Below are 18,870 nucleotides of genomic sequence, written 5' to 3' on the forward strand. Positions count from 1 at the left end.
GCGCAATGGGCACTAGGCCGGGATGACATCGTGAGTGAGGCGAGACCTTGCCACCCCTCCGCCATCGGCTCATATAACCTCCGTCCGCCGCAATGCTGGCCCCGCATATGGCGGGTTCAATTGCCGGCGCTTTCGTGCAAGGATGCCTGCCGAAACGCCCCCTCCAAGCCCCCAAGAAGAGGTTCACTATGGTCAATCGCATGCAGTTCTACATCGACGGCGCCTGGGTCGATCCCGCCGTCAAGAAGTCCACCGCCGTGGTCAATCCGGCGACGGAAGAGGCGATGTACGAGGTTGCGCTGGGCTCCAAGGCCGACGTTGATAAAGCCGTTGCCGCCGCCAAGCGCGCGTTCGTGACGTTCTCGCAAACCAGCCGTGACGAGCGCGTCGCGCTGCTCTCGAAAGTCATCGAGATCTACAAGGGCCGCCTCAAGGAGATCGGCGCTGCCGTCTCCGACGAGATGGGCGCGCCGCTGCCGATGGCCGAAAAGCTCCAGGCCGGCGCCGGCCTTGGTCACCTCATGACCACGCTCGACGTGCTCAAGAACTATCATTTCGAGGAACCGGTCGGCACCGCCATGGTGCTGCGCGAGCCGGTCGGCGTGGTCGGCATGATCACGCCCTGGAACTGGCCGCTCAACCAGATCGCCTGCAAGGTCGCGCCCGCGCTCGCCGCCGGCTGCACCATGATCCTGAAGCCTTCGGAGTTCACCCCGACCTCGGCGCTGATCTTCGCGCAAATCCTCCATGAAGCCGGCGTGCCGAAGGGCGTTTTCAACCTCGTCAACGGTCTCGGCCCCGAGGTCGGCGCCGCCATGAGCGAGCACCCCGACATCGACATGATCTCCTTCACCGGCTCGACCCGCGCCGGCATCGACGTGGCCAAGCGCGCCGCACCGACCGTGAAGCGCGTCAGCCAGGAACTCGGCGGCAAGTCGCCGAACGTCATTCTCGAAGGCGCCGACCTCACGAAGGCGGTGACCGGCGGCGTGATGCACATGTTCAACAACTCCGGCCAGTCCTGCAACGCGCCCTCGCGCATGATCGTGCCGGCCTCGAAGATGAAGGAAGTCGCCGCGATCGCGAAGGCGGTCGCCGACAAGACCAAGGCGGGCGATCCGCGCGCCGAAGGCACCACCATTGGTCCGGTGGTCAACCGCGGCCAGTGGGACAAGATCCAGGGCCTGATCAAGAAGGGCATCGATGAGGGCGCAACGCTCGTCGCCGGCGGCCCCGGCCTGCCCGAAGGCGTCAACAAGGGCTTCTATGTCCGTCCGACCATTTTCGCCGATGTCACCCCTGACATGACGATTGCGCGTGAAGAGATCTTCGGACCGGTGCTCACCATCATCGGCGCCAAGGACGAAGCCGAGGCCGTGCACATCGCCAACGACACGCCCTATGGGCTTGCCGGCTACGTCACGGGTGCTTCCGTCGAGGACGCCAAGCGCGTCGGCCGGCAGATCCGCGCCGGCAACGTCAATCTGCAGGGCGTGCCCAACGATCGCAGCGCACCGTTCGGCGGCTACAAGCAGTCCGGCAACGGCCGCGAGTGGGGCAAGTACGGCCTCGAGGACTTCCTAGAAGTGAAGGCAGTTGCGGGCTTCAACGCGGCGTAGGCTTTATCGCCTGAACCAACAAAACGCCGGAGCGGCCACCGCTCCGGCGTTTTTATTTTTTCGTAGCCCGCATGGAGCGAAGCGGAATGCGGGGACTGTCCCGGATTGCGCTTCGCTCCATCCGGGCTACGGGCTCGCAACGACGGCGGCGAAACTATCCCCCGACCGCTCCTTGCGTGTTCACATACAACGCGTAGATCGACTGGCTTGCCGCCATGAACAGGCGGTTGCGCCTGACGCCGCCGAAGCAGAGGTTGGCGCAACGTTCGGGCAGTGCGATGCGGCCGATCATGACGCCGTCGGGGGCGAACACCACGACGCCGTCGAGCTCGGGATCGCCCATGCCCCAGCCGCACCAGAGATTGCCGTCGATGTCGCAGCGCATGCCGTCCGGCGTGCCAGGACCTGCGTCGATGTGGACGCGCTTGTTGGAGATCGTGGTGCCGTCCGCCGAGACGTCATAGGCGAGGATTTTGCGGTTCGGCACGCCGCGCGATTCCACAACATAAAGAATTTTCTCGTCCGGCGAGAAGCACAGCCCGTTCGGACCCAGCACGCCTTCGGCGACGATGGTCGCATTACCGGTTGTGGGATCGAGCCGGTAGACATTCGGATCAATGTCCGGCTCGGCCTTGTAGCCCTCGTAATTGCCTAGCAGGCCGAAGGTTGGATCGGTGAACCAGACCGCGCCGTCGGACTTCACCACGACGTCGTTCGGCGAGTTGAGTTTATTGCCGCCGAACGAGTCCATCAGCACGGTGATGCTGCCGTCATATTCGGTGCGGGTCACGCGGCGCCCACCATGCTCGCAGGTGACGAGCCGACCCTGGCGATCCCTGGTGTTGCCGTTGGCGAAATTGGAGGGCTTGCGGAACACCGAGACCGCGCCGGTCTCCTCCTCCCATTTGACGATGCGCTGGTTCGGAATGTCGCTGCACAGGAGATAGCGACCATCGCCGAACCACACCGGACCCTCGGCCCAGCGCAGGCCGGTCGTCAGCCGCTCCACCGCCGAGAGTTTTAGCCAGTATTTTTCGAAGCGGGGATCGAGTGCCTTTATCGCCGGATCGGGATAGTAGCTCGCCGGCCGCCAGCCTGGCCGCTCCTGGGGATAGGACGATGCCTCATTCATGTCGGTTCTCTCGTTTCGTTCCCTCTGGACAATCCTGCTATCATTAGAGACATGTGACCGCAAATTGGTTGCCAAAGGCGAGGAAAGACATGCCGCGTATCTTGATGACGGGAGCTTCGGGCGGGATCGGAACGCGCCTGCGGAAACTGCTGCCGCCGATCTATCCGGACCTGCTGCTCTCTGATATCCGCCCGCCGAAGGACCTCGGCGCGAACGAGGAATTCAAGGCGGCGGATCTCTCTGACCTGGCGCAGTGCGAGGCGATCTGCGAGGGCGTCGACGGCATCATCCATTTCGGCGGCTATTCGGTCGAAGGTCCCTGGAACGACATCCTCCAGGCCAACATCATCGGCGGCTACAATCTGTTCGAGGCAGCGTATCGCAAGGGCGTCAAGCGCGTGGTGTTCGCCTCCTCGAACCATGCCGTCGGATTCTATCCGCGCCACCACAAGATCGGCACCGATGTGACCCCGCGCCCCGACGGCCGCTATGGCGTCAGCAAGGTGTTCGGCGAAGCGGTCGGCGCGCTCTATGCCGACAAGCATGGCCTGAAGGTGACTTGCCTTCGCATTGGCAATTTCGGCGACGTGCCGCTGGACCTTCGCCGGATCTCGATCTGGCTGAAGCCGGAAGATCTGGTGCAGCTCTGCCAGATCGGGCTCGAGCATCCCGACATTCATTTCGAGATCTTCTACGGCGTGTCCCTGAACGAGCGTGCCTGGTGGGACAACCACCGCGCCTACGAGTTCGGCTACCGTCCGACGGGGCGCTCCGAGGACCACGTGGCGCATGCGATGGCAGAGCAGGCCAAGCTGAAGCCCGATCCGATCGGCGATCACTATCAGGGCGGCGCGTTCTGCAGCAACGAGTTCGACGGCGACACAAGCCGCGTCATCGATTGGAATAAGCGGTAGGAGCGCATTCGCAAATCCAGGGCGTCGGAAACGACGCCCTAGACAACGCGTTTGCCGGCCTGGGCCGCGATGGGCCGCTGCACAAAGTACATCAGGATCAGGGAAATCACCGCCGTCGTCACGACGACGTATCCCAGCCGGTCGAAGTGCCGGAGCGTACCGTCGGGATCCTGCGCGATCAGCGCGGCGGCGAGCACGGAGCCGAGCCCGCCGGAGAGCTGCTGCAGCGACGCGCCGACCGCGCTGAAGGAGCCGCGTTGCGCCGGCTCGGGGATTGCGGAAATCAGCGCCTGCGATGGGATCATGCGGGAGAAGATGCCGACGAACATCAGGACGTTGACCAGGATCGCGACCGTCAGGCTCACCTCGCCGAGATGGGTGTAGATCAGCACCATGACGATGGACATCGCGCTGCCGAAGACGAAGGTCGGGTATTTGCCGAAGGCATCGCTCGCGCGTCCCACCAGCGGGCCGATGACAATGCTGAACAGCCCGGAGACGAGATAGATCGTCGGCAGATGCACGATGTCGATGCCGAGATTGTGCACGGTGTAGGCGCTGCCGAACGGCATCAGCATGTAGCCGCCGGTCGCCAGCAGGGTCGTCACCGAGAACGCCATCCAATAACGCGGCTGAGAGACCGTTGCGATCAGATGCCGGAACGGGTTTCGATCCTGCTTCAGCCCGAGATGGCCGTTCACCGGCTTCATCAGGAGCATCACGGCGATCATCCCGATCACCGACAGGCCGACCAGCGCGCCGAACGCGACGTGCCAGTTCCACTGGTTGGCGAGGAAAAGGCCGGCTGGGATGCCCAGCACCTGGCTTGCAGCGAAGGCGGTTTGCACGAAACCCATGACGCGGCCGCGCAATTGCAGCGTGAACAGATCGGTGACGATGGCGAGCACGACCGAGCCGATCACGCCGCCGAACAGGCCGGTCACGATCCGCCCCAGCAGCAACAGATGATAGTTGGGCGCGATCGCGCACAGCGCCGTGCCGAGGGTGAAGCCGGCGTAGAAGAACAACAGCAGCCGTTTGCGGTCGAACCGGTCGGCGAAGCCGGCCGCCAGGATGCCGGAAATTCCCGCGCTGAACGCATAGGCCGAGACCGCCACGCCGAACTGAGCGGCCGAAATATCGAGCGCCGGCATCATGATGGCGCCGAGCGGCGACATGATCATGAAATCGATGATGATCGTGAACTGGACCAGCGCCAGCAGCGCAACGAGGATCGTCTGGTAGCGCGTAAAGCCGCGGGATCGCTCCTGCGGCTCGACGATCGGCTCGGTCAGGGTTTGTTCGGTCATGGCATTTCATTCGGGAGGGAATACGGGGAAGAACGTGCGATTCGCGGCTGGACGCCGGTCCTATCTATTTCCGACGGCGCGCTATTTCGATGGGTTGACAAAAGGTTTTGATGTCCATCACGACGCGGTGCCCCGGTTCATTGAGGACGAGCGCATGCGGGGGCCGAGCTTTGGCTTGGCCGCCCTGCCCATTGATCCAGGTCAACCTTGCCTTCGGCATTTGGTTCTCGATCTGCGCGATCGCATTTCGGCAGCCGGTGCCGCGATCACGGTTCGATTGCGGCGGCGAGAGTCAGAACAATGAAAATCAAATTGCCAGCGGTCGTACTGCTCGCGCTGATCATGTCGGGCCCGGCGCAAGCCGCGATGCTCAGCGACGCCGAGGCGATTTTTCTCGACCAGCTCGTCACCGCGTCCGCGGTGCTCGAACAACGATGCGTCGGCTACGAGGTCAATGGTGCCGGCAGTGTTCAGCTCGGCGCCCGACTTCTCGGCAGCACGGATGCCGCGATGGCGATGATCGACGCCTACGCGGCAGCCATCAAGGCCCGCGACGGCGAAAACTACGATGCCGGTAAATTCCGCATCGAGGTGTCCGACGCGGCCGCCAAAACGTTCAGGCGCATCCGAGCGCAGTTGATCAACGACCCGAAAGCGGCCTGCGCCGACTATGGTGATACCAGCGTGGAGCGCGGCCTGCTAAGACGGTACTGAACCTGCGACTTGGCTTGCCATGGCCTAACGGGCGCACGCGCTAGCGCTCGGCCTCACCCGCAATCCGCGCCAGATAATCCTTCTTGCTGAACTGCATATGATCGACGCAGAGCTGGGCCAGCGCCCAGCTGTCGCGGCCTTTCAACAGCTCGATCATCAGCTCGTGCTGGCGCCGTGATTGCGCCAGGCCGTCTCGGTCGGCGAGATTCTTGGCGCGCATCGGCAGCGTCAGGTTCATGTAGTCCTGCAGCGAGCGCACCAGATACGGATTTCCGCAGGCCGAGAACAGCGCGAGGTGGAAGGCGTCATTGGCTTCATGGATGCCGCGCAGGTCCTGCAAATCCGCTCGCGCGCAATATTGCCGCTGCAATGCGGAGAGCTCGTCGATCAGGCCTTGCTGTGCGGGCAGGGGGATCATCAGCGCCGCCTGCCGGGTCAGCATCTCCCGGACCTCGTAGATCTGCCGGACCTCTTCGGCCGAATAGAACCGCACGGTGGCGCCGACATTCTTCTCACGGCGGACGATGCCGCGGCGCTCGGCATCCACCAGCGCCTGGCGCACGAAGTGCCGCGAGGTGCCGTAAGCCGACATCAGCGCGTCCTCGGTCAGGCGCGCGCCGGGCGCGAGGCGGCCGAAGATGATGTCCTCCTCGAGCCGCGCGACGATGTCGTCCGGATCGTCGCGCCGGACCATCGTGGCATCTGCGGTGTGAGTGTCGGACATGCCCTCGGCCTCCCGGCGCTCGGCCGGTCCGTCCTGTGGAGCAGGGAAGGCTTGGATTGTCAATAATCTGGTCATCACCGGGGCGTCGACGGCCAAAATAGCAGGTTTGACGTCTGTCTTATTGACAATCAAGGGGCAGGCTGTACGACAATGACCCGGTAATGGGAGCGGTATGATGACGAGTGGGTTGCGCAAAGGGCTGACAAGCTATGGCGATGCCGGCTTCTCGCTGTTCCTGCGCAAGGCGTTCATCAAGGCCATGGGCTATTCCGACGACGCGCTGGAGCGCCCGATCGTCGGCATCACCAACACCTATAGCGACTACAATCCCTGCCACGGCAACGTCCCGCAGATCATCGAGGCCGCCAAGCGCGGCGTGATGCTGTCGGGCGCGATGCCGTTCGTGTTCCCGACTATCTCGATCGCCGAGAGCTTTGCGCATCCGACCTCGATGTATCTGCGCAATCTGATGGCGATGGACACCGAGGAGATGATCCGCGCCCAGCCGATGGATTCGGTGATCGTCATCGGCGGCTGCGACAAGACACTGCCGGCGCAGGTGATGGCCGCAATCAGCGCCGATCTGCCGACGGTGGTCATTCCCGTTGGCCCCATGGTGGTTGGTCATCACAAGGGCGAGGTGCTGGGCGCTTGCACCGATTGCCGCCGTCTCTGGGGCAAGTATCGCGCCGGCGAAATGGATGACATTGAGATCGAGGCGGTCAACGGCCGTCTCGCGCCGTCGGTTGGCACCTGCATGGTGATGGGCACGGCCTCCACCATGGCCTGCATGATCGAGGCCATGGGTCTGTCGCTGCCGATGAGCGCGACGATCCCCGCGCCGCATGCGGAGCGCTTTCGGCTTGCCGAGGCGAGCGGCAGGGTGGCCGCCGAGATGGCCAAGACCAAGGGTCCGAAGCCGAGCGAGGTGCTGACGCCTGCATCTTTTAGGAATGCCCAAGTCGTGCTCCAGGCGATCGGCGGCTCGACCAACGGCCTGATTCATTTGACCGCGATGGCACATCGCTCGCCGCACCGGCTCGACCTCGGCGTGTTCGACCAGATCGGCCGCGAGGTGCCGGTGCTGATCGATCTCAAGCCGTCCGGCGAGCATTACATGGAGCATTTCCATCACGCCGGCGGCGTGCCGAAACTGCTGGCGCAGCTTGGTGACCTCGTCGATCTCGACGCGAAGACCATCACGGGCGAGAGCCTGCGCGATGTCGCCGCCAACGCGGAACACGTACCCGGCCAGGACGTGATCCGCGCGCGCGACAATCCGATCAAGAAGGAAGGCGGCCTCGCCGTCCTGCACGGTAACCTCGCCCCGCGCGGCGCGGTGATCAAGCAGTCAGCTGCAAGCCCAAAACTGTTGCAGCACACCGGACGTGCCGTGGTGTTCGAATCCGTCGAGGATATGACGCTGCGGGTTGACGATCCCGATCTCGACGTCACCGCCGATGATGTGCTGGTGCTGCGCAATGCCGGGCCCAAGGGCGCGCCCGGCATGCCCGAGGCGGGCTATCTGCCGATCCCGAAGAAGCTCGCGCGTGGCGGTACCAAGGACATGGTGCGCATTTCCGATGCGCGCATGAGCGGCACCGCGTTCGGCACCATCGTGCTGCACATCACGCCGGAATCCGCCGTCGGCGGGCCGCTGGCGCTGGTGAAGAACGGCGACATGATCCGGCTCGACGTCGCCAAGCGCAGCATCGAGCTGCTGGTCGATGCGGCCGAGCTGGAACGGCGCCATGCCTTATTGAAGCCGGCAGCCGCTCCCGACGAGGCGCGGCGCGGCTATGCCTGGCTGTTCAACGAGACCATCATGCAGGCCGACGAGGGCTGCGATTTCGATTTTATGCAGAGAACTGGGAAGAAGACGGATAAGGGGTGACCAACCACCCGAACGAACGCTTAGACCGCTAAAGCGGCGAGCGATAAAACAGGGGGAAACGATGATTGCACGATCCATGCTTGGGCTGGCGGCAACGGCCGCTGTTCTCTTCGTAACGAGCGCGTCGGCACAGGAGGTGAAGCATTATCGCTTTGCCTACGACCAGCCGCGCAATACCGGCTACTCCATCGCGGGCGACCTCTTTGCCGAAAAGCTCAAGGAATTGAGCAAAGGCACCATGATCATCGACCAGTATCCGGGCGCGCAGCTCGGGCAGGAGCCGCAGGTGCTCCAGCTCGTGAAAGCGGGCGACGTCGAATTTGCGATCATCTCCTCGGCGAACACCGCGACGATCTCGCCGCAAGCGGGCGTGATGTCGTTGCACTTCCTCTTCCGCGACGAGAACCACGTGGTCAAGGGTCTGGCCGATCCAAAAGTGTTCGCAGCGCTCAAGACCATGATCGACGAGACCACGCAGGGCCTGCATGTGATCGCGACCGGTTCGCAGGGCGTGCGCCACATGTACTCCAAGAAGGAGATCCATAACGTCGGTGACATCAAGGGCCTGAAGATTCGGGTACAGGCAACTGCGACCGAGGACACCATGTTCCCGGCCTACGGCGCCCAAACCGTGCACATGCCGTTCGGGAGCGTCTACACGAGCTTGCAGACCGGCGTCGTCGACGTCGCCGAGAACAGCATCAACGTCTACCTCGTTAACAAGCACTACGAGGTCGCGCCGGTCCTGAACATCACCGAGCACGAGGCCAACAACGCGCTGGTGTTCATCTCCGACAAGCTCTGGCAGAGCCTGTCGGCGGAGCAGAAGGGCTGGGTGCAGGCGGCGGGGAACGAGGTCAGCTCCAAGGAGCCGCAGAAGGCCTTCGACCTCGAACGCACCGCGGCGGAGAAGCTCAAGAAGATGGGCGTGAAGATCGTCGACAACGTCGACAAGAAGAGCTTCACGGCGGTCGCCGATCCCTATCTCGACAAGCTCGCCAAGGAGCTCGGCCCGCACGCCGAGAAGATCAAGGATTTGATCCGCTCGATCAATTGACGTGATGCCGAAAGACGGTGCGCTCCCTCTCCCGCCTGCGGGAGAGGGTAGGGGAGAGGTGTCTCCGCGGAGAGACTCCCGATGAGGAGAGAGCCCTCACCCGGCGCTTCGCGCCGACCTCTCCCGCAAGCGGGAGAGGTTCAGAAAACCCGCAGCCGGGAGCAACAATGCCCATCGCCGAAAAACTGCTGGTGCAACGCCAACGCCACCTCAAATGGCGCGGGCTCGACTGGCTCGAGCTCGCGCTGATGATCCTCTGCGGCGTGCTCTGCTTCGGCTTCTCGCTGTCGGTGACCGCCGACATCGTCACCCGCACCATCGGCCATCCCTGGCTCTGGCTCCAGGAAGTGACCTCGACATTGTTCATCTACGCCATCTTCGTCGGCACAGCGGCTGCGACGCGGCGCAACGACCACCTCTATCTCACCGCGATCTCCGAGGCGATGCACGGCACGCCGCGTCTGATCGTCGAGATCATCATCCGGATCGTGGTGCTTGGCGTCGCCTTCTGCCTGATCGTGTACGGCTATCAGAACTATCTTCGCGGCTTCGGCAGTTTTCGCCTGCCGTCGGGCACGCCGATCGCCTCGCTCTACGCGATCATTCCGCTGTCGGGCGTGCTGATCGGCCTGTTCACCATCGAGCAGCTCGTCAACGGCGTGCGCAACGGCTTTGACCACCCCGAGCCGCCCGAAGAGGATGACGGGGCGCCTGTCATCACCGACGCGCAGATGAGGGCGCAGCCGTGAGCGCACCCATTGTTCTGGCGTTGATGACGGTCTGCTTCCTGTCCTTCGGCTATCTCGGCGTGCCCGTGCCGTTCTCGCTGATGGCCGGCGTCTTCATCGGCGCGCTGCTGTCGGACGTCTCGCTCGCCGCGATCATCCAGAAGATCTTCGACGGCGTCGATTCCGAGGCACTACTGGCGATCCCCTTCTTCCTGCTGGTCGGCGAGCTCATGAGCTCGGCCAATGTGGTGGTCCGGATAGCCAACCTCTCTGTGTCACTGGTCGGGCATATCAGGGGCGGACTGTCCCAGGTCGTGGTCGTCTTCAGCATGTTCTTCTCGGAAATGTCGGGCTCGACCACCGCTGACGTCGCCGTGATGAGCCGCGCGCTGGGGGGCCCGATGAAACGCGAGGGCTATGAGCCCGCCTTCATCGCCGCGATCATCGCGTCGGCCTCGACCATCGCCGCGCTGGTGCCGCCGAGCATCACGGCCGTGGTCTATGGCGCCGTCGGCAACGTCTCGATCGCCGGCCTGTTCATGGCAGGCGTCGTGCCGGGCCTGATGATCGGCTTCGGGTTGATGATCTATTGCTATTTCTTCGGCCCGTCCGGCCTGCGCAAGCCGCGCGCGCCGCTGCGGCAGGTGGTGTTCGCGGCCGGCGATGCGGCGCTACCGCTGATGATCCCAGTGATCCTGTTAGGAGGCATTCTGACCGGCTGGTTCACGCCGACGGAAGCCGGCGTCGTTGCGGTGGTCTGGATTGTCGCGGTCGTGATCCCCGCGCTCAACCGCGGCCATATCAGGAAGATTCCGTACGATTTCTGCCTTGCTGGCCTGATCTTCTCGCTGCCGCTGATCACGATCGGCGCCGCCAATGCGTTCGGCTGGATGCTCGCCTATTTGCGCGGTGCAAGCTACATCGCCGAAGTCATCACCTCGATCGCCGGCAACGATCCGCATTTGATCATGCTGCTGATGGTGCTGCTGTTCACGATCGTCGGCGATTTCATCGAGCCGGTGCCGACCATCATCATCTTCATGCCGCTGGTCAACACGCTGACGGAAGCCGGCGACATCAACGCCGTGCATATGGGCGTGGTGCTGATCGCCACGCTCGCCTTCGGCCTGATCACGCCGCCTTATGGCCTGGTGCTGCTGATGGCCTCGAAATTCGTCGGCGTCAGTTTCGCAAAGGCGCTACGCGCCGCGTTGCCGATCTATCTGGTGTTCCTCGGGACGATCGCGTTTGCGATCTATTTCCCGAGCGTGGTGCTGTGGCTGCCGCGGCAGGTGCTCCCCGAGTCGGTCGGCTGCTTCAAGTCGCCGGCGGGGACTGGATACATCTGTCCCAAGTAAGCCTGCTTGAGTGAACGCTACTTGCTCTTGCTGGTGAATTTCTTCACAGCGGTTCGAAACTCCTCCGTGTTCATTGCCATGATGATTTTGTGCTCCTCGGCGTCGAGCTGCTGCTTCACCGGCGTCGTGGCGGCCTGGTAGACCAGCGATTTGGTGCCGGCAATCGCGGCGATCGGGTTCTGCGCCAGCCGCTCGGCGAGAGTTCGCGTTGCCGCCTTCAGCTCGGCGGCGGGAACGACCTTCGCAACCAGGCCCCATTCATGGGCCTGCTGCGCGGTAAAATTATCCTCAGCCAGGAAAATCTGCAGCGCGCGGCGGGAGCCGACCGTGTTGACGATGCCGACCGTAGATCCGCCATCCGGCGACACCCCGATCTTGGCATAAGCCGGCGTGAATTTGGCATCCTCCGCGGCGATGCAGAGATCGGTGACGAAGGCGAGGCCCATGCCGGCGCCGGCCGCCGAGCCGTGCACGCTGGACAGCGAGATCTTCGGCATGCGCCGGATGATCTCGATGAAGGCGTGATAGTGCTTCAGGAGCTCGCCGACGACCGGTGTCACCGTGCCCGCTTCGGCGGCTGCTCCGATCGTCTGCAGATCGCCGCCGGCCGAGAAGGCGCGGCCTTCGCCCTCAATCACCAAAACCTTGATGCCATCCTCGCCCTCGATGTAAGCCGCAAGCTGTTCGAGTTTTTGTGCGATTGGGAAGTTGATCGAGTTGAACGCGGCGGGGCGGTTCAGCGTGATGGTCGCGATCGGGCCATCGATCCGCAGCAGGGCGGGATCGTCGGGCTGGGAGACGGGAGCGCTCATTGGAAAATCCCCGGCATGAGGTCGTTCGTGCGACTAAATCGCAGAAGGCGAGGGGTGACAATCCCCGCCAGCCGCCCTTGCGCAAGCCGGAACGATAGGTTCAAATGGGCCTGCCTTCGTCAGGGACGGACACGAGCGCCGGCTCCTCCTGGGCAAGCAAGCCAAAATCAGCGAGAGAGGAGACGACATGGGTGACGCTCGTGTCTTGCGGAAATGGGCTGTCCAATGACCGATGGCCCGGTGATCATTGTCGGTGCCGGCCATGGCGGCTACCAGGTCGCGGCATCCCTGCGCCAGGCGGGCTTTTCCGCTGCGATCTGCCTGATCAACGACGAGGCGCATCTGCCCTATCAGCGGCCGCCGCTGTCCAAGGCCTATATCAAGGGCGTGGCCGGGCCGGAGAGCCTGACGTTCCGGCCGGAGAAATTCTACCAGGACCAGACCATCGAGCTGGTCGCGGGCCGCGCCGTGTCGATCGACCGCGCGGGGCGCAAGGTGCTGCTCGCCTCGGGCGAAACGCTGCCCTACGGCCACCTCGTGCTGGCGACCGGCGCCCGCAACCGGCTGCTCGATCTGCCCAATGCCAACCTTCCGGACGTGAAATATCTGCGCATCCTCGACGACAGCGAGGCGCTGCGGCAGATCATGCCGTCGAAGACGCGGATCGTGGTGATCGGCGCGGGCTTTATCGGCCTCGAATTCGCGGCCACCGCGCGGATCAAGGGGCTAGAGGTCGACGTGCTCGAACTCGCCCCGCGCGTAATGGCGCGCGCGGTGACGGCGGAGGTCTCGGAGTATTTTCAGGCGCGGCATCGCGAGGCCGGCATCCGCATTCACCTCGGCGTGCAGGCAACGTCCATCGAGGCGGAGGACGGCAAGGTCACCGGCGTCTCCTTGAGTGACGGAAGGCATTTGCCGGCGGATCTCGTTGTGGTCGGCGTCGGCGTGCTGCCGAACATCGAGCTTGCGGCGGAGGCGGGGCTGCCGGTCGCGGCCGGTATCATTGTCGACGAATATCTCGCGACGGCCGATCCCGATATCTCGGCGATCGGCGATTGCGCGCTGTTCAAGAGCCCGCGCTTCGGCGGATCGCAGCGGCTGGAATCGGTGCAGAATGCCACTGATCACGCGCGCTGCCTCGCGGCGCGGCTGACTGGCGACCGGAAGGCCTATGACAGCCATCCCTGGTTCTGGAGCGACCAGGGCGAGGACAAGCTCCAGATCGCGGGCCTCACCACCGGCTACGACCGCGTCGTGCTGCGCGGCGATCCCGCCAGGAAGGCGTTCTCGGCGTTCTGCTACAAGGGCGATAGCCTGCTCGGCATCGAATCCATCAACCGCGCCGGCGACCACATGTTCGGCCGCCGCCTGTTCGGCCTGGATCGCTCGATCACCCCGGAGCAGGCCGCCGATGAAAGCTTTGACCTGAAGGGCGCGCTGGGGTGAGTCTCTTCTCCCTCGCCCCGCTTGCGGGGAGAGGGTCGGGGTGAGGGGGACTCTCCACGGGGACGGCGACAGTTGGACTCGCGGAGACTCCCCCTCACCCGGATTGCTTTGCAATCCGACCTCTCCCCGCAAGCGGGGCGAGGTGAAGAAAGCGCGCGGCCTACATCACCGCGCCGACTTCCGCGGCCGTCGGCATCGACGGCCCGGCGCCCATGCGCTGCACGGAGATCGAGGCGGCGGCATTGGCGAAGGCGAGTGCCGCGCGCAAGTCGACGCCGTCGGCGAGTTGCGCCGCGAGCGCTCCCACAAAACAATCGCCTGCGCCTGTGGTGTCGATCGCCTTCACCACGCGGCCTTGCACCGAAATCTCCTCGCGTCCCGCGAGCGCCAGCACGCCGCGCTTGCCGAGGGTCACGCAGATGGTCTGATCCTCCCGCGCCTGAAGTTTTCGCGCGACGTCGAGGATCCGCGCGGCCTCGTCACTGTCGAACAACTCCACGCCGGCGAGGAGGCCGAGCTCGGTCTCGTTCAGCACGAGAATGTCGATGAGCGCGAGCAATTCGCTCGACATGGTTTGTGCCGGAGCTGGATTGAGCAGCGTCGTAGCGCCGGCGTCGCGAGCCCGCCGGAAGAACGCGGCGATCGTCGGCAGCGGGATCTCGAATTGGCTGACCGCGACATCGCCCTTCGCCAGCGGGACGGCCGCGACGTCATCGACACTGACGAGCGCATTGCTGCCGGGAATGACGACGATGGTGTTGTCGGCCTCCGCCACCGTGATGATGGCGGTGCCGGTGTGCGCCTCGGTGGTCTCATCGACAAAATCGAGATCGATGCCTTGCGCACCCAGGAACGTCCTCAGCTCACCGCCGAATGAATCCTTGCCGAGCCGCCCGATCAACGTGGTCCGCGCGCCAAGCCGCGATGCCGCGACCGCCTGGTTGGCGCCCTTGCCACCCGGAAAATACAGCACCTGCTTGCCGGCGACGGTCTCGCCGACCTTCGGATGGCGATCGGCTGTCGCCACCACATCCATGTTGATGCTGCCGGCGACGAAGACGCGCCCCATAAGAAACCTCAGATGAGAGACCTCGGCGAACGCTAGACCCTGACCTCGAACTCGTGCCTGACCTTGGCGATGTCGACAAGCGTCGGTAGGCCGGCTTCGTTGCCAAGGCGTTGGATCTTGAAGGTCGAGGCGGCGCGGGCAAAATCAAAATGCTCGCGCCAGCTTTTGCCGGGATGGGCGAGATAGGAATAGACATAGGCGCCGTGAAAGACGTCGCCGGCGCCGTTGGTGTCGATCACGCGCTCGCGCGGAATCGGCATCGCCGGCATCACCTGCACCGTTCCAGTCTCGTCGTACCAGAGCAGGCCCTTCTCGCCCATGGTGATGCCGCCGATCTTGCAGCCGCGGCTCTTGAGATAGTCCAGCATCTTCTCCGGCGTCAGGTCCATCTGCTCGCACAGGCGCTCGGCGACGATCGCGACGTCGATGAATTCCAATAGCTCATGCGTGTTGGTGCGAAGGCCGCCACCGTCGAGCGAGGTCAGAATGCCGGCCTCGCGGCAGACTTTTGCGTAGTGGATCGCGGCATCGGGCTGATGGCCGTCGACATGCAGCGCGCGGCAGCCGCCGAGATTGAGCATCGGGAACGGATGGATGTGGTCGTCGTCGCGGCAGCGGACGATGGCGCGCTTGCCGTCCTTTGGCATGATGAAGGACAGCGAGGACTGGTTGACCTTCCGCCCATGCAGCGAGATCGCGTATTTCGCGCACATGTCCATGAACATGCGGCCGAGCCAGTCATTGGCCGCGGTCGCGATCAGATCGGGCACGATGCCGAGCTTGGCGCAGCAGAACGCCGCGGTCACCGCATTGCCGCCGAAGGAAACCGCGTAGTCGGAGGCCACGTGCTTCTCGTCGCCGGTCGGCATGTGGTCGGTGATGAAGACGACGTCGATATAGGTCTGTCCGATGAAGAGAGCCTGCATTGCTTGTCCGTGATGCGCTTTGTGGTCCCGGCCGGCGCGCTTACTGTAACACCGGTTCCGCCGCGGGACCGCTGAAATTATTCGCAAAACCGCCGCCCGGAGTGCTTGAGGTCGGCATGCGGCCGGAATACGACCATCACCGGACAATGCCAAGCCCGGACAAACGCCGTCTCTCGGTCCACGGTTCCGGGCCGTTCAACAGGGGGTAGCATGATCACCGGCCTCGATCACGTCGTCGCACTGGTCAGGGATATCGGTGCGGCCAGGGCGGCCTATCAGACGCTGCTCGGGCGCGCGCCGGCCTGGCAGAATTCGGGCGAGGGCGCAGATCGGGTGCTGTTCACTCTCGCCAACATGACGATCGAATTGATGGCGCCGAACGGCTTCAGCGTGACCGCCGACCGCATGCGCGCGTTGCTCGGCGACCAGGAAGGCGTGCTCGCCAGCCTGTGCTTTCGTGTCGCGGACATGAGCAAAATGCACCGGCGGCTGGAGCGGGTGGCGCTCAAGCCGGATCCGGTTGCCGAGGTCGAAAGCAGCGACGCGGAGAGCGGCGCGGTCCTGCACTGGAAGCGGACGCGCGCCGCCACGGAGCTCACGCGCGGCGTGCGCATGTTTTTCCTCGAACTGGCTGATGAGCGTCCGCTTTCGCCGGCGACCGATATCGGGCCGATCGATGCACTCGACCACGTCGTGATCACCACGGAGGACTCCGATCGTGCCGCCGCGCTGTATGGCGCGCGGCTCGGGCTCGATCTGGCGCTCGACCGCTCCCACCAGGATTGGGGCCAGCTGATGTTCTTCCGCTGCGGCGATCTCGTCGTCGAGCTGGTGCGCCGCCCTGTTGCGGGCGGCGATCCCCTGCATGACCGCCTCTGGGGCCTGAGCTGGCGGGTGACCGACATCGACGCCACGCGCGCCCGCCTGATCGCCGCCGGCCTCGACGTCAGCGAAGTGCGCAACGGCCGCAAGCCGGGCACGCGGGTGATGACGGTCAGGACCGGCACCTGCGGCATCCAGACGGTCCTGCTGGAGCGCTCGCCGAAGCCGGTGGATTGATCTCCGCTCTCTTCGTGTCCCGGACGCGCTGCAGCGCGCAGCGCTGCTGCGCAGAGCCGGGACCCAGAAGGCGGCGACCTCTCATTGATATGGGCCCCGGCTCTGCAGCGCACCGCTGAAGAAGCGCTGCGCTGCGTCCGGGGCACGAGATCGTTCTCAAACCGCCGCGCGCGTGTTACATGCGTCTTGAAGCATCCAGCGAGCACCCGGTTTGGCGAAAGCAGCGGCAAAGCGAACTCTGAAATGGCAGCGCGATCCCGAGGGGATGCGGCTGCGCATTCTCGAAGCCGCCAAGCAGGAATTCTCGGCGCACGGGCTCGCCGGTGCGCGCGTCGACCGCATCGCGGCCAACGCCGGCGCCAACAAGCGGATGCTGTATTATCACGTCGGCAACAAGGACGAGCTCTATCTCGCGGTGCTCGAAGGCGCCTACGACAAGATCCGCAGCGAGGAGCGCGGGCTCGATCTCGAGCATCTCGATCCGCCCGAGGCGATCCGCCGCCTGATCGAGTTCACCTGGAATTATTTCCTGCGCAATCCTGAATTCCTGTCGCTGCTCCAGACCGAAAATCTCGCCCGTGCAAAGCACCTGAAGCGCTCGACCAAGGTCAAGTCGATGCACTCGCCCTTCGTCGAAATGATCGGCACCGTGGTGCGGCGCGGTGTGTCCGGCGGCGACTTCAAGGTCGCGGTCGATCCTGTCCAGCTCTACATCTCGATCGCGGGGCTGTGCTTCTTCTATCTCTCGAACTCGGCGACGCTCAGCGTGATCTTCGGTCGCGATCTGCTGGCCAAGGACGCCAAGGACGAGCGGCTAGACCACATGGTCGGCCTCGTGCTGGCAGCGCTGACCGGACAGTCGGCCGCACTGTTAGCTATGACCAAGACGCCGAAATCGCGCGCCGCTGTGGTGCAGACGGTTTAGCGCGACTTCGTCGTATCGCTGCTTGCGATAATGGAAATTGTGGAGTCGGACTGCACCCCCAACGTCGTCCTGGCGAAGGCCAGGACCCATACCGCGTGATCCATCGATCGCGCGTGGTGCCAATCCCGAACGACCAGCCTTCGCCAAACTTCACCCTGTGGTTATGGGTCCTGGCCTTCGCCAGGACGACACCGAATGTTTGGAGGGACGGCACGTTCCGCCGCGATCCCCCGCCCAAACCTTGCGGAACCCCCGCCCAAAACGTCGCAGGAAAACCGCTGGACAGTATTTACCCAACAGGTTAATTTCTCGCCCAACGAACAAGACGACCGGGAGTGAGACGTGGCTGAGCTGAAGCCGCAGAGTGCGGTGTCCAAGATGCTGAATGCGGCCTGGATCCGGCCGTTTTTGTTCCTGGTGTTCATCGTCGTGGCCTGGGATCTCGCGATCCGGCTGTTCAAGATTCCCGCCTATCAGATCCCGTCGCCGGGCGATGTCATTGCGGTGCTGCGCACCGATTGGCCGGAACTGCTGCGCCAGTCCTGGCCGACGACTTATGCGACCGTCTGCGGCTTCGCGCTCTCGGCGCTGTTCGGTATCCCCATCGCGATGCTGATCGCGGGATCCAAGACCGTGGAGAGCTACGTCTATCCCCTGCTGGTGTTTTCTCAGTCCGTGCCGAAGATCGCGATCGCGCCGCTGTTCGTGGTGTGGTTCGGCTTCGGCATCATTCCCAAAGTCATTTCCGCGTTCCTGCTCGGCTTCTTCCCCGTGGTGGTCTCCGCCGTGCAGGGCTTCAAATCGGTCGATCCAGATATGGTCGATCTCGCCCGCGCCATGCAGGGCAGCCGCTTCCAGGTGTTTTGCGCGGTGAACCTGCCGCATGCGCTACCGGCGATCTTCTCCGGCCTCAAAGTGTCGGTGACGCTGGCCGTGGTCGGCGCCGTCGTCGGCGAGTTCGTCGGCTCCAATTCCGGCATCGGCTATGTGATGCAGCGCTCGATCGGCACCTTCGACCTGCCGACGATGTTCGCAGCGCTCGTGATCCTCGCGCTGCTCGGCGTCATCCTGTTCTGGATCGTGGACCGGATCGAGAAGCTGGTCATTCCCTGGCATGTCAGCCAGCGCGAGGACGTGATTTTCGCCTCTTGACGACAACCAAAGCAACGAACGGCCGCCAACG

General features: G+C 64.0%; 18 protein-coding genes. 12 read left to right on the forward strand and 6 right to left on the reverse strand.

Features of this window, described 5'->3' with window-relative positions:
* The first annotated feature begins 188 nt into the window (after positions 1-188).
* Positions 189-1,619 (forward strand): aldehyde dehydrogenase family protein, encoded by a 1,431-nt coding sequence (locus tag ABIB91_RS18055; protein ID WP_354127748.1) that lies wholly within the window; start codon positions 189-191, stop codon positions 1,617-1,619.
* A gap of 154 nt (positions 1,620-1,773) precedes the next feature.
* Here ABIB91_RS18055 and ABIB91_RS18060 read toward each other — a convergent pair whose 3' ends face one another.
* Positions 1,774-2,751 carry an SMP-30/gluconolactonase/LRE family protein gene (locus ABIB91_RS18060; RefSeq protein WP_354163125.1) on the reverse strand — a complete coding sequence of 326 codons (978 nt, stop codon included), beginning with the start codon at positions 2,749-2,751 and terminating at the stop codon, positions 1,774-1,776.
* Between the two features lie 89 nt (positions 2,752-2,840).
* Between ABIB91_RS18060 and ABIB91_RS18065 the strand changes: the two genes are divergently transcribed.
* Positions 2,841-3,665 carry an NAD-dependent epimerase/dehydratase family protein gene (locus tag ABIB91_RS18065; protein ID WP_354163122.1) on the forward strand — a complete coding sequence of 275 codons (825 nt, stop codon included), beginning with the start codon at positions 2,841-2,843 and terminating at the stop codon, positions 3,663-3,665.
* 38 nt (positions 3,666-3,703) lie between these two features.
* Here ABIB91_RS18065 and ABIB91_RS18070 read toward each other — a convergent pair whose 3' ends face one another.
* On the reverse strand, positions 3,704-4,975 hold the full coding sequence (locus ABIB91_RS18070; protein ID WP_354163119.1) for an MFS transporter: 1,272 nt from the start codon (positions 4,973-4,975) through the stop codon (positions 3,704-3,706).
* On the opposite strand from ABIB91_RS18070, the gene ABIB91_RS18075 reads away from it, so the two are divergent.
* Both ABIB91_RS18075 and ABIB91_RS18080 read left to right on the forward strand, forming a co-directional pair.
* The gene (locus ABIB91_RS18075) at positions 4,974-5,279 is read left to right on the forward strand and encodes a hypothetical protein (RefSeq protein WP_157158573.1); all 306 of its coding nucleotides are present in this window, start codon (positions 4,974-4,976) and stop codon (positions 5,277-5,279) included. The genes ABIB91_RS18070 and ABIB91_RS18075 overlap by 2 nt on opposite strands.
* A complete protein-coding gene (locus ABIB91_RS18080) occupies positions 5,276-5,689 on the forward strand; it encodes a hypothetical protein (protein WP_354163116.1) in 414 nt (137 codons plus the stop codon). Before ABIB91_RS18075 ends, ABIB91_RS18080 begins: the two co-directional genes overlap by 4 nt.
* Before the next feature lie 40 nt (positions 5,690-5,729).
* Here ABIB91_RS18080 and ABIB91_RS18085 read toward each other — a convergent pair whose 3' ends face one another.
* Positions 5,730-6,413: a GntR family transcriptional regulator gene (locus ABIB91_RS18085; RefSeq protein WP_354127743.1), complete on the reverse strand. Its 684-nt coding sequence runs from the start codon at positions 6,411-6,413 to the stop codon at positions 5,730-5,732.
* A 175-nt stretch (positions 6,414-6,588) separates the two neighbouring features.
* On the opposite strand from ABIB91_RS18085, the gene ABIB91_RS18090 reads away from it, so the two are divergent.
* From ABIB91_RS18090 to ABIB91_RS18105, 4 genes are all read left to right on the forward strand, one after another.
* Positions 6,589-8,307, forward strand: coding sequence for an IlvD/Edd family dehydratase (locus ABIB91_RS18090; RefSeq protein WP_007593919.1), 1,719 nt, complete (start codon positions 6,589-6,591; stop codon positions 8,305-8,307).
* Between the two features lie 61 nt (positions 8,308-8,368).
* Entirely contained in the window at positions 8,369-9,364 is a 996-nt protein-coding gene (locus ABIB91_RS18095; RefSeq protein WP_354163111.1) for a TRAP transporter substrate-binding protein, read from the forward strand.
* 167 nt (positions 9,365-9,531) lie between these two features.
* The gene (locus tag ABIB91_RS18100) at positions 9,532-10,113 is read left to right on the forward strand and encodes a TRAP transporter small permease (protein WP_007593915.1); all 582 of its coding nucleotides are present in this window, start codon (positions 9,532-9,534) and stop codon (positions 10,111-10,113) included.
* The gene (locus ABIB91_RS18105; RefSeq protein WP_219682719.1) at positions 10,110-11,450 is read left to right on the forward strand and encodes a TRAP transporter large permease; all 1,341 of its coding nucleotides are present in this window, start codon (positions 10,110-10,112) and stop codon (positions 11,448-11,450) included. Before ABIB91_RS18100 ends, ABIB91_RS18105 begins: the two co-directional genes overlap by 4 nt.
* 17 nt (positions 11,451-11,467) lie before the next feature.
* Here ABIB91_RS18105 and ABIB91_RS18110 read toward each other — a convergent pair whose 3' ends face one another.
* A complete protein-coding gene (locus tag ABIB91_RS18110; RefSeq protein ID WP_354163106.1) occupies positions 11,468-12,262 on the reverse strand; it encodes an enoyl-CoA hydratase/isomerase family protein in 795 nt (264 codons plus the stop codon).
* A 225-nt stretch (positions 12,263-12,487) separates the two neighbouring features.
* On the opposite strand from ABIB91_RS18110, the gene ABIB91_RS18115 reads away from it, so the two are divergent.
* On the forward strand, positions 12,488-13,708 hold the full coding sequence (locus tag ABIB91_RS18115) for an NAD(P)/FAD-dependent oxidoreductase (RefSeq protein ID WP_354163103.1): 1,221 nt from the start codon (positions 12,488-12,490) through the stop codon (positions 13,706-13,708).
* Positions 13,709-13,868: 160 nt separating this feature from the next.
* Here ABIB91_RS18115 and rbsK read toward each other — a convergent pair whose 3' ends face one another.
* Together rbsK and ABIB91_RS18125 are read right to left on the reverse strand one after the other, a co-directional pair.
* Positions 13,869-14,777: a ribokinase gene (gene rbsK, locus ABIB91_RS18120; protein WP_354163100.1), complete on the reverse strand. Its 909-nt coding sequence runs from the start codon at positions 14,775-14,777 to the stop codon at positions 13,869-13,871.
* A 32-nt stretch (positions 14,778-14,809) separates the two neighbouring features.
* Positions 14,810-15,703 carry a sugar kinase gene (locus ABIB91_RS18125; RefSeq protein WP_007593904.1) on the reverse strand — a complete coding sequence of 298 codons (894 nt, stop codon included), beginning with the start codon at positions 15,701-15,703 and terminating at the stop codon, positions 14,810-14,812.
* A gap of 210 nt (positions 15,704-15,913) precedes the next feature.
* Between ABIB91_RS18125 and ABIB91_RS18130 the strand changes: the two genes are divergently transcribed.
* The 3 genes from ABIB91_RS18130 to ABIB91_RS18140 all read left to right on the forward strand — a co-directional run bounded on the left by ABIB91_RS18130 (position 15,914) and on the right by ABIB91_RS18140 (position 18,839).
* Entirely contained in the window at positions 15,914-16,762 is an 849-nt protein-coding gene (locus ABIB91_RS18130; RefSeq protein WP_354163096.1) for a VOC family protein, read from the forward strand.
* Positions 16,763-17,027: 265 nt separating this feature from the next.
* Positions 17,028-17,687 (forward strand): TetR/AcrR family transcriptional regulator, encoded by a 660-nt coding sequence (locus ABIB91_RS18135; RefSeq protein WP_007593902.1) that lies wholly within the window; start codon positions 17,028-17,030, stop codon positions 17,685-17,687.
* Positions 17,688-18,029: 342 nt separating this feature from the next.
* Positions 18,030-18,839, forward strand: coding sequence for an ABC transporter permease (locus ABIB91_RS18140; RefSeq protein ID WP_007593901.1), 810 nt, complete (start codon positions 18,030-18,032; stop codon positions 18,837-18,839).
* The last annotated feature ends 31 nt before the right edge of the window (positions 18,840-18,870 follow it).

It is taken from the genome of Bradyrhizobium sp. JR4.3, assembly GCF_040547695.1.
In the GTDB taxonomy this organism is placed as follows: domain Bacteria; phylum Pseudomonadota; class Alphaproteobacteria; order Rhizobiales; family Xanthobacteraceae; genus Bradyrhizobium; species Bradyrhizobium canariense.

Excerpts from the sequence above, each read along its gene's own strand:
- ABIB91_RS18055 (WP_354127748.1), top strand. The coding sequence starts at position 189 with ATGGTCAATCGCATGCAGTTCTACATCGACGGCGCCTGGGTCGATCCC.
- ABIB91_RS18060 (WP_354163125.1), bottom strand. The coding sequence starts at position 2,751 with ATGAATGAGGCATCGTCCTATCCCCAGGAGCGGCCAGGCTGGCGGCCG.
- ABIB91_RS18065 (WP_354163122.1), top strand. The coding sequence starts at position 2,841 with ATGCCGCGTATCTTGATGACGGGAGCTTCGGGCGGGATCGGAACGCGC.
- ABIB91_RS18075 (WP_157158573.1), top strand. The coding sequence starts at position 4,974 with ATGGCATTTCATTCGGGAGGGAATACGGGGAAGAACGTGCGATTCGCG.
- ABIB91_RS18070 (WP_354163119.1), bottom strand. The coding sequence starts at position 4,975 with ATGACCGAACAAACCCTGACCGAGCCGATCGTCGAGCCGCAGGAGCGA.
- ABIB91_RS18080 (WP_354163116.1), top strand. The coding sequence starts at position 5,276 with ATGAAAATCAAATTGCCAGCGGTCGTACTGCTCGCGCTGATCATGTCG.
- ABIB91_RS18085 (WP_354127743.1), bottom strand. The coding sequence starts at position 6,413 with ATGTCCGACACTCACACCGCAGATGCCACGATGGTCCGGCGCGACGAT.
- ABIB91_RS18090 (WP_007593919.1), top strand. The coding sequence starts at position 6,589 with ATGACGAGTGGGTTGCGCAAAGGGCTGACAAGCTATGGCGATGCCGGC.
- ABIB91_RS18095 (WP_354163111.1), top strand. The coding sequence starts at position 8,369 with ATGATTGCACGATCCATGCTTGGGCTGGCGGCAACGGCCGCTGTTCTC.
- ABIB91_RS18100 (WP_007593915.1), top strand. The coding sequence starts at position 9,532 with ATGCCCATCGCCGAAAAACTGCTGGTGCAACGCCAACGCCACCTCAAA.
- ABIB91_RS18110 (WP_354163106.1), bottom strand. The coding sequence starts at position 12,262 with ATGAGCGCTCCCGTCTCCCAGCCCGACGATCCCGCCCTGCTGCGGATC.
- ABIB91_RS18115 (WP_354163103.1), top strand. The coding sequence starts at position 12,488 with ATGACCGATGGCCCGGTGATCATTGTCGGTGCCGGCCATGGCGGCTAC.
- rbsK (WP_354163100.1), bottom strand. The coding sequence starts at position 14,777 with ATGGGGCGCGTCTTCGTCGCCGGCAGCATCAACATGGATGTGGTGGCG.
- ABIB91_RS18125 (WP_007593904.1), bottom strand. The coding sequence starts at position 15,703 with ATGCAGGCTCTCTTCATCGGACAGACCTATATCGACGTCGTCTTCATC.
- ABIB91_RS18130 (WP_354163096.1), top strand. The coding sequence starts at position 15,914 with ATGATCACCGGCCTCGATCACGTCGTCGCACTGGTCAGGGATATCGGT.
- ABIB91_RS18135 (WP_007593902.1), top strand. The coding sequence starts at position 17,028 with ATGCGGCTGCGCATTCTCGAAGCCGCCAAGCAGGAATTCTCGGCGCAC.